General features: G+C 28.2%; 15 protein-coding genes. 6 read left to right on the forward strand and 9 right to left on the reverse strand.

The window, feature by feature from the left end; translation table 11 throughout:
• Positions 1–134 precede the first annotated feature (134 nt).
• The gene (locus BOW57_RS15740; RefSeq protein ID WP_129055606.1) at positions 135–692 is read right to left on the reverse strand and encodes a hypothetical protein; all 558 of its coding nucleotides are present in this window, start codon (positions 690–692) and stop codon (positions 135–137) included.
• A 132-nt stretch (positions 693–824) separates the two neighbouring features.
• Here BOW57_RS15740 and BOW57_RS15745 point away from each other — a divergent pair, with 132 nt between their 5' ends.
• Positions 825–1,076, forward strand: a complete 252-nt coding sequence (locus BOW57_RS15745; protein WP_241687458.1) for a helix-turn-helix transcriptional regulator — start codon at positions 825–827, stop codon at positions 1,074–1,076.
• Between the two features lie 76 nt (positions 1,077–1,152).
• Here BOW57_RS15745 and BOW57_RS15750 read toward each other — a convergent pair whose 3' ends face one another.
• The 5 genes from BOW57_RS15750 to BOW57_RS15770 form a co-directional block, all read right to left on the reverse strand.
• Entirely contained in the window at positions 1,153–1,362 is a 210-nt protein-coding gene (locus tag BOW57_RS15750) for a hypothetical protein (protein WP_129055610.1), read from the reverse strand.
• Positions 1,363–1,367: 5 nt separating this feature from the next.
• Positions 1,368–1,964, reverse strand: a complete 597-nt coding sequence (locus BOW57_RS15755; RefSeq protein WP_129055613.1) for a hypothetical protein — start codon at positions 1,962–1,964, stop codon at positions 1,368–1,370.
• Between the two features lie 189 nt (positions 1,965–2,153).
• The gene (locus tag BOW57_RS15760) at positions 2,154–2,774 is read right to left on the reverse strand and encodes a hypothetical protein (RefSeq protein WP_129055615.1); all 621 of its coding nucleotides are present in this window, start codon (positions 2,772–2,774) and stop codon (positions 2,154–2,156) included.
• A gap of 99 nt (positions 2,775–2,873) precedes the next feature.
• Positions 2,874–5,852: a histidine kinase gene (locus BOW57_RS15765; RefSeq protein ID WP_164973722.1), complete on the reverse strand. Its 2,979-nt coding sequence runs from the start codon at positions 5,850–5,852 to the stop codon at positions 2,874–2,876.
• 25 nt (positions 5,853–5,877) lie between these two features.
• Complete coding sequence (locus tag BOW57_RS15770; RefSeq protein WP_129055619.1) at positions 5,878–6,633, reverse strand: LytTR family DNA-binding domain-containing protein; 756 nt, start codon at positions 6,631–6,633, stop codon at positions 5,878–5,880.
• Positions 6,634–6,829: 196 nt separating this feature from the next.
• Here BOW57_RS15770 and BOW57_RS15775 point away from each other — a divergent pair, with 196 nt between their 5' ends.
• From BOW57_RS15775 to BOW57_RS15795, 5 genes are all read left to right on the forward strand, one after another.
• Positions 6,830–7,261 carry a DUF262 domain-containing protein gene (locus tag BOW57_RS15775; RefSeq protein WP_129055621.1) on the forward strand — a complete coding sequence of 144 codons (432 nt, stop codon included), beginning with the start codon at positions 6,830–6,832 and terminating at the stop codon, positions 7,259–7,261.
• Entirely contained in the window at positions 7,203–8,738 is a 1,536-nt protein-coding gene (locus BOW57_RS15780; protein WP_129055623.1) for a DUF262 domain-containing protein, read from the forward strand. Before BOW57_RS15775 ends, BOW57_RS15780 begins: the two co-directional genes overlap by 59 nt.
• 18 nt (positions 8,739–8,756) lie before the next feature.
• Complete coding sequence (locus BOW57_RS15785; protein ID WP_129055625.1) at positions 8,757–9,986, forward strand: PIN domain-containing protein; 1,230 nt, start codon at positions 8,757–8,759, stop codon at positions 9,984–9,986.
• A 45-nt stretch (positions 9,987–10,031) separates the two neighbouring features.
• Positions 10,032–10,913, forward strand: coding sequence for a hypothetical protein (locus BOW57_RS15790; protein WP_129055627.1), 882 nt, complete (start codon positions 10,032–10,034; stop codon positions 10,911–10,913).
• A gap of 88 nt (positions 10,914–11,001) precedes the next feature.
• Complete coding sequence (locus BOW57_RS15795) at positions 11,002–11,994, forward strand: hypothetical protein (protein WP_129055629.1); 993 nt, start codon at positions 11,002–11,004, stop codon at positions 11,992–11,994.
• Between the two features lie 60 nt (positions 11,995–12,054).
• Here the strand turns inward: BOW57_RS15795 and BOW57_RS15800 are convergent, their stop codons facing one another.
• From BOW57_RS15800 to BOW57_RS20660, 3 genes are all read right to left on the reverse strand, one after another.
• Entirely contained in the window at positions 12,055–13,074 is a 1,020-nt protein-coding gene (locus BOW57_RS15800; protein WP_129055631.1) for an RES family NAD+ phosphorylase, read from the reverse strand.
• Positions 13,075–13,088: 14 nt separating this feature from the next.
• Positions 13,089–14,012 carry a sce7725 family protein gene (locus BOW57_RS15805; RefSeq protein ID WP_129055633.1) on the reverse strand — a complete coding sequence of 308 codons (924 nt, stop codon included), beginning with the start codon at positions 14,010–14,012 and terminating at the stop codon, positions 13,089–13,091.
• A gap of 4 nt (positions 14,013–14,016) precedes the next feature.
• A partial coding sequence (locus BOW57_RS20660) for a sce7726 family protein (protein WP_164973723.1) occupies positions 14,017–14,537 on the reverse strand: 521 nt, incomplete at its 5' end.

A 14,537-nucleotide genomic window follows, 5' to 3' on the forward strand; every position in this document is an offset into this window, starting at 1 on the left:
GGTTTTATTAAGTGAATTTAAGAAATATAATGACATCGATAAATAAAAGATAGTGATATATCGTTATACTGTATTTAATGGAAATTTAAATTAAGGCAAAAAGCAACTCTATTTGAGTTGCTTTTCGTTTTAAACTATCTACAGGTTGGACAAGTACTTCTTCTGGCTTCACTACAACATTTCATTGAACAATATATTCCTATCGAAGTTGAAGAATCAGTGCTGTAACATTCTGATAATTTCCCAAGATGTGTATAATGCGTTCCATCAAAGGATTTTCCACACCATGAACATTTTTTACTTGAAGAATTAGTTGATGACGAGCTATAACCATAGCTTGGTGTTTCCTTTTTTTCTTTTAATTTCTTCTGGAAGGTGGCTATTCTATATTTGATTCCATTTATAAGTTCATCATTATTTTTTGCTATTCCTCTTTTATTGCAGTCAGCCGTATAACTTTTGATATCCTCATTTAATTTAGTATAATCCACAATTATTTTGTCATATTCCCAATCCATCTTTATGGTATCCTCTCTGGCAATCAGTCGTTCATTTTCTTTAGCACAAGCATTTTTTCTTGCTTGTAAGTCAGCTGGCAAATCATTACAGCTTATTAAGAATAAGGAAATTATTCCCAGAAACAAAAATTTACTGAAATTTCTAAAATTTAAAAATGTAATTGTTTTTCTCATTAGTCTCTTGATTAAAATTTAGTTAATACGATATTTTAAAATTTTCATAAAGATACAAATTATAGCACAAGTGCTATAGTGATTTTGTTTTTTATATGTTCTTTTTGATAAGTGGAAAAGAATGATAACAAATTGAGAAAACTAATCTTCGATGAGGAAGGTTTAAAGTCGTTAGCTAAACGATTAAAAGAGCTACGTTCTGAAAAGGGTATTTCACAAGAAGAACTTGCTTACAGAGCTGAAATAACTTTATCACAGATTGCCAGAATAGAAACAGTTAAAATAAACCCTACGGTAAGTACTATATTCAAAATTGCGAGAGCATTAGATGTTCCGCTAAGCGACATATTTGATTTTGAATTAATCCAATCTTCAACTGAATAAGTCATTGATTTTAAATTATACAAAAAAACCACTCCTTAACTGAAATGGCTTTTTTTTGTAATGTATGTCAAGAGAATTAATCGATTAAAGTATATATACTTATTTTACTCATAATAAATTTTCTAACAGCATCAATATTTTCACTAAATATTTCCTGACTGACTGTAAAATCTTTTATTGGTGTTGCTTTAAACTCTTTCAGAATTGTATCAGAATTTATTTTTGCTTTACCTTCATAATTAACACGCATGTATATTATTAAATGCTCTAATTCTATTCTTTTCATAATATCTAAAATTTAATTTTTTCTCCTTTTAATGTCATTCCTTCATACTTATTCTTATCTTTTCGAATAAAAGCATCGTAATATCTTTGTATGGCACTCAAGAACAAATCAGAGTTTTCATATCTATTATAAGAGGGGCAAAAAAATATTTCAGTATCTATTTCTATAGCCACAGAAACAACTTTATTCTCCTTTTCAATTATACCAATTAGTTTACCAAAATCCGTGTTTTCTACAAAAATAGATTTACCTTTTAATTTTCCTTTGAGGCTAATATTAACGGTTTTATTAACAAAATTTCTTGCAAGGTCAATTAATTCGATAGGCTCATTACGATGTAAGACTACATCCTCTTCGAATGCGGATAAAATCGCTTTTGGAGTATTATCGTTTTTCTCATATAAACTTATTTTTGTTTTTTCCATATCCGAAACGGTTACCTTATACCATTCCTTTTCATGGAAAATAGCAAACTCAAAATCACAATCATTTGATTGTATTGCCATCAATTTCAAAATTATATCTCCATTATCGAATTTGTAGACAGGCTCAGATTCAAGCGATATTTTAATCATTGATTGGAATAATTCCTTTTTATCCATTTCTTTATTTTTAATTGATTATATATTTCTAATAATAATTCTAGCGAAAATAAATCTGTTAGAGTTTTAATGTTTTATGAATTAGTTATCGTATAGATTTTAAAATTGAACGTTGGAGAAAAACAAAAAAACTATTCATTTCTGAATAGTTTTTTTAAGGCTTACTTAATTATTGCTTTTAGTTTACTCTTATTTTAAAACCTCGATTTTAATTCTGTAATTACCACTAACTGGAACATCAATATTTTTATTAAGGAAAGTACAACTAAAATTTCCTTCAACAATATAGAATTTAGCTTCAGAATCCTCAGATAAGAAATCAACTTTTGTTATTCTGTGAGTACTTTGAGCATTAGGTTTTAACTTTAAATAAGTATCTGTGCTCTTATCTTCATAAACAATGCTTAAATCATTGTTTAGATTACAAAAATCGCTATTAATTCCATTTGTAGAAGATGTCCAAACGCTATTTGTATCTTTTAATCTAGTCTCTAAAATTTTATTTTTTTGTGCACTTGAGTAATCAATTAAGTTTTCAAAATGGGCAAAACTAACTTCAATAAATAGAGATGAATTTTCTACTTCACCAACATATTGCAAAAACAAATCCCCATTATCCAAACAATTCTCCTGACCACCAAAACCAGTAGCGTAAAGTCCGTCACTTGTGTAATTTTTCCCTGACACATTTATCTGCAAAAATAAATTGTCTCCTGAATTATCTTCATCCGAACTACTGCAACTATTAAATAGTATCATAAGGAAAGTACAGAAAAAAATCTTCATAAGTAATTTTAAATTATTCATCATATTGTTTTTAAGATTAATATAATCCAAAACTAACTCTATAGAAATATTAAAATTTGAACAACTAGTTCTCGTACAGATTTTATGATTAATCGTAAAAGATTATAGAATTTGAAGATGTAATTCTATCGTTGTCCCTTCATTTAACTTGGAAGTAATAATTATCGAATTAGAATTACCGTTGTGAAACAAGGAGATACGTTCTTTTGCCAAGTTAATCCCTTTTGATGTGTGAAGTTTACTTAAATTCATTAATTGCATTCCTTTTCCGTTGTCTATAATTTTACATAACAAAAAGTTATTTTGCTTAGTAAACGAAAGAGTTAATTTTGGATTTGCTGAATGAGAGTCAAATGCATGGACAAATACATTTTCAATAAATGGTTGAATTAACATTGGAGGAATTTCAATTTCAAATAAATCTAATTCTTCATCTACAATTAATTCAAACTGAATATGATTTCTAAATCTCATATTTTCTAGGGCAACATAAGATTTTAGATATTCAATTTCATCGGATAATGCAATTTTTTGAACTGAAGAGTTATTTAATGTTTGACGAATTATCTTTGAAAATTCTCCCATATACATAAGCGCATCATCCGTGTTATTATCAATGATATAGTTCTGAATAGAGTTCATTGCGTTAAAGATAAAATGAGGGTTCATTTGGCTTTGTAATGCCTCCATTTTAGTTTCTGCTAAACGTCTTTGAACTTCAGACTTTGCTCGTTCCTGCTTTTTTATGGTTCGAATGCGATTGATATAAATTACATAACTGCAAATAAAAACAATGACGAAACAGCTTAGTAAAAACCACCATGTTTTCCAAAAAGGCGGTGTTATTACAATCTTTAAAATATCATTTGAAGATATTTGACCAGAATATAAATCTTTGGTTTGTAATCTAATTTTATAGCTCCCATTTGGCAGATAAGTAAGATTGATATTTTTATCTTTCGTCCATTTACTCCAGTTAGAATTAGTTAATCCAAATAACTTATAACGGTATTCCAACTTATTAGGGTATTGGACGGATTGAGGTTCAAATGCAATTGAAATTGTGTTCTCATTATATGGCAGTACAATTTTATCTGAATCAAAATTTAACCAGTTAAAATGATTTTGATTAATCTTTTCGAAGTTCACTTCAATTCCTGTAACTTTTAATTTTACAGGATTGTTTTGAGCTGTGATATAGTCTTTAAAGTCGTACACATAGTAGCCGTCTTGAGTTCCAATTCTTAAAATAGTTCCATCAATATCTGAGGAAGTAAAAACTTTAGCCTTTAATCCCTGTTCCTCATCAATTAGCCGAATACTTCCATTTCTGTAAATATTTAAGCCCTTTTCTGTTCCAATAAATAAGACTTCCTTATAACATTCTAAAAATGAAATTGAATTCCCAATTAATTCTTTACGGTCAATCTTCTTAAGAATTTTAAATCCTTCCGAAACATCAATAATAAAGACATCTCCAAAAGAATTTGCAATTACAAGCTCTTTATTATCATTTATTTTGGCTTGAGCCAATTCATTTTCTTTCCAAATATTATTGAAATAGTATGAATAAAATTTTCCATTTTTATAGCTATATAGCCCATTAGAAGAAGAAATCACAAAGTATTTATCATGATTTTTTAGAATAGCAAACGCCTCTTTTGGGCTGTTTACATTACTTGATTGATATTCCTTATAAACACTACTGGCTTTAAAGTTTTCTGCTGTACAGAATCTTCCGTAAGCAACTTGGAATATAATTTTATTTGGGGTCTCAAAATCAAAAGCACTACTTGAATAAGGATAATATTCTTCAATAACCCCTTTATCATTTAATCCGAACAATCCAATAGTTGAATTTATCCAAATTATTGAATTTATAATTTTCATTCCTCTTAACTCAAATGCCTCCAAACTAGTTTTTGCAAAAGTGGAAAAATATTCAAATTGTCTTAATTGTGGTTTTGTTTTAAAACTATGTTGCGCAAATTCATAAAATTTTTGATTAGAAATTTCTTTCTGAATTTCATTTTCTTTTAAATAAGATAATCCTGTTTTGTGCAAGATTAAATTCTTATTTTGAAAATTTGCAATTGATACTATATCTAGTTTAGATTTATTAAAATCTGACGCAGAATAATATTTAATTTGTTGCTTTAAGTCTATTTTATACAATCCTTTATTGATTGTTCCAATATAAAGATTATCCGATTTTGAGTCGTAAAACAAACTCCAAACTTCTGAACTTTCAACTCCAAATACATTATTTAGGCTAAGAATTTTATTATTGATTATTTTATAAATTCCACCTGTTGCAAAATTAATCCCGTTTCCTGCAACGTATGTCACACCCCTTTTATCTGTGGCAAAATTCCAGAAAACACTACTTCCAAAATGAACATTTGAATCTTTATTTGCTAAATAATCTGTTTTACTTATCCTGCTTATGGCTTCATTAATGACATCCCCATGACAAATGAAAAGACTATCTCTTTTTTTGTAAATAGAAAATATATCTGGTTGTTTGTGATTTACAAGTTTTATATTTTTTGCTTTTAAATCAATGTTCCAAAAACCATCGTTAAAGGTGCCAAAATACACTTCAGAATCAATTTCAACAAAACCCATTACCTGAAATAGCTTTCTGATTCCAATAATTTTTTTACTAAAAATGATTTTTTTAGAGTTAATATCAAGGACAGAAACACCAAATTCTGTTCCTATATAAAGGAAATTTTTATGAATAAATAATCGTCTGATTTTGTCATGAATTAGTCCTTTCTCTTTATTAATGACTTCAAATTTTTTGCCATTATAAAAGGTTAAACCTCCACCATGACTGCCAAACCAAAGATTGTGATTTTGGTCTTCAACTATTGCCCAACAACTATTATGAGCTAATCCGTCAGAAACATAATAATTCTTTACTCCTCCATTTTGAATTGCTGACAATCCATTTGCTGTTCCAACCCATAGAATTCCTCTACTATCTTTAAATATGGAATAAACACTATTATTTGGCAATCCATCAATTGTAGAGAAATTCTCCGATGGAAATTTTTGTGAAAAAGCTATTTCCACAAAACAAAACAGTATAAATAAAAGGCTACTTTTTCTGAATGATAGCATTTATAAATTCTTCTTTTTTTCTAACAGATACAGGAAGACTTTCCCCATTGCTAAGTTCTACAAGGAGTTCATTGGTTTTATTAAATCGAATAACATAATTCAGATTTACTAAATATGATTTGTGAATTCTTTGAAAAATGGAACTAGGAAGAAGTTCTTCAATGTATTTCAAAGTTTTAGATAAAGTAATATTTCTACCATCTAAGCAGATAATTTTACAATAGTTGCTATCTGCTTCACAATACAGTATTGCGTTCGTTTTAAGCAACTCAAATCCGTTTTCCGTTGGTAGTGCTATTCTGTTAAATTCAGAGCCACCAGTGTCAATATTCTCTAGTAGCAACTTCAGCTTTTCTTCTTGAGATGCTTTATGTTGCTTTTCATCATATTTTTTGACAGTTTCCAGCAAATCGATATAATTAATTGGTTTCAGTAGATAATCTAAAGCACTACATTTTATAGCATCTATAGCAAACTCCGAATGAGCAGTTGTAAAAATGACTTCAAATTTTACTTTATTTAGTTCTTTAAAAAGTTGAAAACCATTTTTATTAGGCATTTGCACATCTAAAAAAACTAATTCTGGATTAAACTTTTCAATTGATACAATTGCATCATCAACGCTTTCACATTTATCAAGAACTAAAAATTTATCTGGAAAATAACGAGTCAAAAGTTTTTCTAAAAACTCTCTGGCGTTATACTCATCGTCAATTATAATGGTTTTAATCATTTTATAAATGTAGAAAGATTTTGAATAATTCTGCTTGTTGAATTAGTAAACGTATTGAAATTCTTTTCAAACGTATGATTTAATTCTAAAGCGTAAAAAACTGATTAAAATTGATTTGTTAATATCATAATTCATCCTAAATAATAATTTTTTTAACATAAATTTGTTTACATAAATTCCAACAAAAAATATAATAATGGCATATAAAAGTAAAAGTATTTTACAGGTCGTAAAGGAAATTGAAAGTAGTAAAGTATATCTACCTGCTTTACAAAGAAAGTTCGTTTGGGGGAAATCTCAAATTGAATTATTATTTGATTCTTTGATGAGAAATTATCCAATCGGTACATTTCTATTTTGGAATTTAGAAAGAGAAGTTGCAAATAATTACGTCTTTTATGAATTCTTAAAAGAATATGACCAAAGAAATCCTTTTAATAAAAGAAAAACAGGCAATTTCCTAAATCCAGAAATTATAGGTGTTCTTGATGGTCAACAACGTCTTAGTTCTATGTATATTGGACTTCAAGGTACTCATACAGAGAAAGCCCCTTACATGAGATGGTCAGATGAGAATTCCTATAAAAAAATCAGAATTATTTTTAAACTTACTCTCTCTACCTTATAGTATTTCTGCTGAAAATATAATAGAGATTAATGAAGAACAAAATTTTGAATTTCGTTTTTTAACAAAAAACGATAGTGAAAATTGGATTGTGAGAAAGACTAAACATATAGATGAGAATGATAATGAAAAAGTTATCGAAGAAAATATGTATTGGTTTAAGATAGGAGATGTTTTGGCTTGGAATTCAGACCCTGAATTTGATATAATCATTGATAGTTTTATTTCAAATTGTAAAAATGGTATTCAAAAAGAAAAACTAAATGTTAATAGGCGATTAATAAAAAAAGCTCTTGAAACATTTTATAAAAGAATTTCAACAGAACAACTAATTAACTATTTTGAAATTGATAAAAAAGATTTAGAAGATATTCTTAAAATTTTCATTCGCGTTAATAGTGGGGGAACTCAATTAAATAAAACAGATTTATTGTTTTCTACAATTGTGGCTACTTGGGATGACGGTCGAGAAGAAATTGAGAGTTTGTTACAGAAAATTAATAGAAAAGGTGATGGTTTTGGATTTTCAAATGAATATTTAATGCGCTGTTGTTTGGTGTTAACAGATGCTCCTGTAATTTACAAAGTAAATTCATTTAAGTCCGAAAATGTTGAAAAAATAAAAAATGAATGGACAAAGATTGCAACTTCAATTGAAAAGACTGTCGACCTCTTAGTTGAATATGGCTTTAGTCAAAGTCTATTAACATCTCAAAATGCAACCATCATCATAGCTTATTATATTTATAAGGAAGGAATAATAAATGGCACTACTAAAATTGATATTAAAAAGTACTTAATTCACTCTTTAATAAATGGAATTTACGGTAGTTCGCAAGACCAATTACTTGTCTCTCTTCGAAACTTCTTTAGAGAACCTATAAAAAACTCAAATGGAAAGGAATTTTATAAATTAAAAAATAATGTTTTTTCATTTAGTGATTTACTAAAACACGAATTACCCTCAAGAAAATCCCTATATGTAACTGAAAATGAAATAGATGATTTTTTGACTTATAAAAAGGGGAGTTCTTCTTTTTTTGTTCTTTCATTACTTTATCCAAATTTAAGATACAAAGAGATACAGTTTCACCAAGACCATATACACCCGCATTCTAAATTTTCAAATGAAAATTTTAACATACTAGGTTTGTCTGCTAATGAGCAGGAAGAATGGACGAGGCTGAGAGATATGGTACCAAATCTTCAATTAATGGAGGGCAGACAAAATGAATCCAAAAATGCTTCTGAATTCAACCATTGGCTTGGTCTAAAAACTGAATCTGAACAAAGTCATTTTAAGATAAGTAATTTTATTCCTGAGGATGAAGATTTAGATTTTAAAAATTTTAAATCTTTCTTCAATCAACGAAAAATCAAGCTAAAAAATGAACTAAAAAATGTTTTTGCAATAAATAATGAAATTAGAATTATTGCTGAAGATATTATATTAGAAGAAAAAGAAGTAATTGAAGATTAATTTTATCAAATAAAAAACATGCATTACATAACTCTTGATACAAACACTTGGATTTACTTAGCAAACGGGACTGAACCTGTTCGATTATTAAAATATATCGATAATGAAGTTGATAAAGGTAATATTACAATTCTTATACCTGAAATCGTCGTTAATGAATGGGAAGTCCATAAGGATAAAACTGTTCGACAAGGAAGTATAAAACATTTCAATGACGTAAAAATTGCTCTTGATAAAATATTAAAATTATTAGGTGACAAAGGAGAGAAAAGCTATATAAGTTTCTTAATTGACGAAAAGGATGATAAGGATTACTTTAAAGATTTTATTGACAACTTCTCTGAAAAGAAGAAAGAAGTTGAAGGTGCTGTCAGCGAAAACATTAAATTAGTTGACGAACTATTTAAAAACAAAGCTACTATAATTGGAATCAAAGATGAAATTTATAAGAAATCTGGTCAGTACGCTTTAGAAAAAAAGGCTCCTTTCAAACTTAAAAATAGTTTTGCTGATGCATTAATATTATTTAGCTTTTTAGATTATGTTAAAACAGAATCTATTGAAAATGCTATCTTTATTTCATATAATACTGATGACTTTTGTGAAAAAAAAGATGGTAAAAAACTATTGCACCCAGATTTATTAGAGGAATTTGAAAAAGCTAAAAGCAAATTTTATAAAATTGTTGGAGAAGCTTTAAATACAATTGAAAAAGATATAATTTCAAAAGAAGAGTTAGCTTTAATTGAAGAATTACAAAGTGAAAATAATTGGAATGATGATATTGAATTTTGTGATGTATGTCGAGAAAATGATAATAGAATTAATGCTCTTTATTTTAACGATAGACCTTTAATTGATGAAAGAAATTCTGAGATTATCGAAGACGCTAATCAAATTGAATTTAGCTTTGGTAAAGATTTACCTAAGTCAAAAAAAACAGGAATCTATTCTCTAATTGAGATAGGAAATTGCGACTGGTGTAGCAGTGAACATTTTAAATGCGTTGATTGCGGTTACATTAATCCAGTCTGGGAAGGAGAATATAATAAGCAAAAAGAATGTGAAAGCTGTGGATTAGAGTATTTAATATCTAGAAAATATAGCCGAGACGGTATGGAGGATATTGAATATTTAATCCCTAAACTTACGCAAACCTGTGAAAAATGTGGTGATAAATTTGATAAAGATGAAATGATAGAAAACCTTTGTATTAGATGTGAAGACGAATATTCTTACAGAGATTAAAGATTATTCAATAACAATTCAAATGAACTAAAGATTAATAAAAAGATGATAAAAGAATTAATTGAAGATTTGACTTTTAATAGGATTAACCTAGCTCAAGCATTAACAAGAGCAAAAATAATTGCTTACAAGATTAAAAATGAACAATTTAAAGAGTGGTTGCAATCAGAAATAAATGGTTATGCTAATAAAGAACTCCCTCAATATAGAAATATTGATTGTGATGTTTTCGCCGAAATAGTGGAACCTTTTAGTGGTAAAAGGACAATTCCAATTGATGTTAGTTCCTTAGAAAATGAAGTCGATAATCAATATTCATTTTATAAAATGAGAATGACACAAAGTATTGGAACTTTAGAGATTGGTTTAGAAAAAGACAGAGAAAAAGGAAACGGATACGGATATATGTACTTGCCTCTAGAATTGACGAGAACTATCAGTCAAATGTGTGATGATGGAGAAAACATTACCGCTATTAAAAGAAGAGTACAATTAAGTCAAATTGATTTTATAATTGAACAAACAAAACAAAAATTATTAGATACACTTCTTGAATTAAATGATGCTTTTCCAGATTTTGAAAATTCATTTTCTAATTCGAACAACGTTAATGAACAAAAGGTTCAAACAATTATTAATCATAATATATATGGTAATAATAGTAATTCAAATATTGGTATTGGAGATAATATAACCCAAAACATAAATAATGAAAATTCGCTTGAAGAATTAGTTAAGGAACTTCAGAAAATTGGAGTTGAAAAAATTGAAATTGAAAAAATTGAAACTATAATAAAAACCGAACCGAAAGAGAGTTTAAGTAAAAAAGCGTTAGGCTGGGTTGGAAATGTAGCTTCAAAAGCTATAGAGAAAGGAGTAGAATTACAAGTGCCGATATTAATTGAAACTATTAGCAAATATATTTAAAAAGATAAATCAATAAAATATTGATATTTCAATGTTTATATCCTTATATTAAATCGTTTAATTCTGAATCAAAATTTTATAACGTTTTATGAACATAAAAAATATAGTTAACAAATTGGAGTTAGCCTATTCTCCTTTAACAGGATATGAATTTGCTCATGTTAAACAAGACCCTTATATTGAACAAGCTTTAGAAGAAGCAAGCCTTTATGTAATTGCACAAAGACCAATTATAACTTTTGAAAATGTCATTCCAAATCCAGACCCATTAAACTATAGCTTAAATTTTGAAATTCATCAACGAGGTAATAGCAATATACTTAAAGGAAATTTACCGTTAATTCAAAGCTGTACTGATTGTGCTTTTGATGATAACATAGTATTAGCGTTCAATTTTTTAGACAATGAAAATATACAAAAAAGTTTTCCTTTAGGTAATTTACATGGTTTTTCCCTTGCTAAAGAAACTCCATCAAAGCCAGAATTCCTTTTATGGTTCTCTCCTGAGAAACTTCTCCAAAATTGGTGGAAAGGACAAATCGAATGCAAAATTGATGGAGATTTTAAATCTTTCCTTACTTATAAAGTCCATTATGTCGGTAAGGCAACTAAACAAGGAATCTTAAAGAGGCTTACTGGACATAATACATTCCAAGATATACTTTCATTAGAAAAACCAATTAATTACAAAGATTTACCTGCAAATGAAATTGCAATATTATGTTTTAAGTTTAAAGATAATATACAATTTCAAGTATTTAGAGATGTTATAGATATGAAAGAGATGAAATCTTCTCTATTGGGAGAAAATTTTCCTAATCAAGAAAAGATTTTTTTAGATGCAGAAAAAGCTCTTATTCGTGCTATGGAACCAAAATACAATAAGGAGCTTTTCAAAGGATACCCAAAAAGTAAAGATGGTTTATTCACAAACAATTATGACTATATTTCATATTCTTTTGTTGACCCAATAACTCTCAAATATAAGGAAGGCGAAATTAATGGTTCAATAAGTCACGATGGATGTGATTCGATTGTTATAAAAGGCAATAAGGAAGTAACTCTTGCTAAAGCGAAATAAAGCTAGTCTAGATGACTTGCAATTTTCCATTACTTCACACATTTGCTAAAATTATTTGATTTAGATTAATTGATGGTCAATTTTAACGTCGGTTACTCTATAAGTTAAAACTTCTACACACTCCATTTTACTCTCTTTAAAAAGAACAACATTTTTCCCTCCAACATGTAACGAACTATTAAACATTATTCCATCAGCATCAGAAAGACTTCTTATAAACTCACAAATAAATTGTGTTGGAATATATTCTAATTCGGAGTCATATCTCCTTAATGGTTTAGATAGGTCAGCGCTTATACTTTTCTTCAATAATACACTTTTAACATACTCCTTTATGTTCTCAATATTTAAAAAAAGGCTCAAACTTTCTGTAAAATCAACTAACGAAATGACCTCTCCCTTTTTTGCCACAAATTTAGCGACACTTACTTCATCTAGATAGGTGGCTCTGGTCTCATAGAAAGTTGTACTTTCCGAAGTACTTAAATACAAATATGGAATTCCTTGTGGGTTAGCTCTTCCTGCACTAGATTTTTCCTTTGACGGACTTCCCATTTCATTTAAATTATAAGCAACTTGTGCATCATTTGAATGAATTCTTGCCCTAAAAAGTATTTCTCCCTCAGGTAGAGAGTTATTCCGTGCAAAAAATTTATCCCATCGCAACTCTTCAAATAAATTCAAGTTTGTTAAAAAACGCCTTTCCCATTTCAAATCTTCTTTTAATAATGTCCAAAAGGAAGTACTTTCAATTATATCCTGCTCATAAACAACATTTTTGGTTGGAATATCAATAGTGGAACCTAATTTAGATAGAACTTCTGCTAAAATATTATGTCCTTTATCTTTATTTGCAAATAGCCCCCAATCATTATCTATTAATTGCAGTAAAGAAACTCCATCATCAGCTTCTTCAAAAGAATTTAAAAATTCTGCAAAAAAATCTAATAGTTCATCAATACTTATTAGCTCGGAATCAACTTTGATTTCACAAAAATTACAATTACCTCTTGAAGATGAATTTGACTCTATAAATCTTTTTAAATCAGTATCATTGAAACAATTACTACAAACATTCATAATTTTTAAAAAAATTAAATAATCTCATTCATTAATTCGAGGTGGTTTTTTATAGCAATCTTTTTTACCATTCCAAGCCCTGGATATTTAGACTCTTTAAGATAATTTCTCAATTCATTTGTTGCTTCGTTATGAATATTATTTGAATCAATAAATTTAACAGCTTTTTGCAAAGCTTCTTTAAATTTACCTTGTATATCAGCCCTATCAAAATTACTCGTAGATGTAAAATGTCTTATCCAAACCTCATTATTGTCTTTTCTATAAGTTAAGTGTATAGCAACTGCAAAAGGAGCGCTCCCACCTTCAATAAAGTCACTAACAAGGACTGTATAGTCTGAAAAGCCTGAATACCCTTCTTCTTTATAAAATAAATGTTCTTCAGAGAATTTTTCAGCAGACATTTCTAAATAATCACTATTTCGTTTTTGTCCACTAAATTTATCATCTAATCTAATAAGATGCTTTTCCTTTCCTAAGAGAGTTCTTTTTAAAGTCCTGTTTTCTTGAGAAAGAACTATGTACTTCACATTTTTAGAAAAAATTAACTGATTAAAACTTTGATTACTTGTGTCCGTTAATCCATTGCAGATTATCATTACATTTGAATAACCCGTTTCGATAATCAGTTTCTCTATTTCATCATAATTATTTGAAACAACAAAGGCAGGAATCCAACTGTCTTCTCCCATTAAACAATCCCCTAAACCCTCAACTATTTGACTATAATTATCAATTTCTCCAACTTGGGGATTAAGTATTAAGGCAAACTTTACATTTGCATCTCTTAGAATCGGCAAGGCAATCTTCATGCTATTGAAAGTTTTTTTGACGGGTTCGATTATTGGAATTACATTGTTATTACCTCCTCTACAACCTGCAAATTCTCTTAATGCAATTAACTCAAATTGCCTTCCTCTTAAATATGGATAATACATAGTTCTAAATTTGTATTGGTTTATTTAATTTTTCAACTAAAATCTGATAAGTTCTTTCATCAATATTCAATGCTAATCCAATCTGTCTTAATTCTTTAAAAAAAGATTTTATATTTATGGTATTAGATTTACGTTTCTTTAATTGTCCAATAAACAATAAATTCAAGTCTTCTAAAGGAATTTGTTTTATTAGAGCACTACAAATATCAAACATATTAAAACTATTCATTGTCGGTAGTTCTCCATAATATTGATTAATAATTGATTTATACTCATTCGTTCTTATTGAACGAATAATGCTTTCTGCGTCTATATCTAAATTTATTTTTGCAGGTCTTATTTCAGTCATTTTTAGAGACCTTGGATAGTTATTTAAAGCGATTATTCCGACCGAATCATCCTCTTTTAAGTATTTATCAATTAATGCTTCATGAGTAACAATATACGATTCTTTAAAAATCTTACGATAATCAGATAGTTGCCCATTAAGTCTTTTGTTTGAATCTAATTCCGTTTTAATTTCGT

The organism is Flavobacterium sp. YO64, from assembly GCF_004119505.1.
Classification (GTDB): domain Bacteria; phylum Bacteroidota; class Bacteroidia; order Flavobacteriales; family Flavobacteriaceae; genus Flavobacterium; species Flavobacterium oncorhynchi.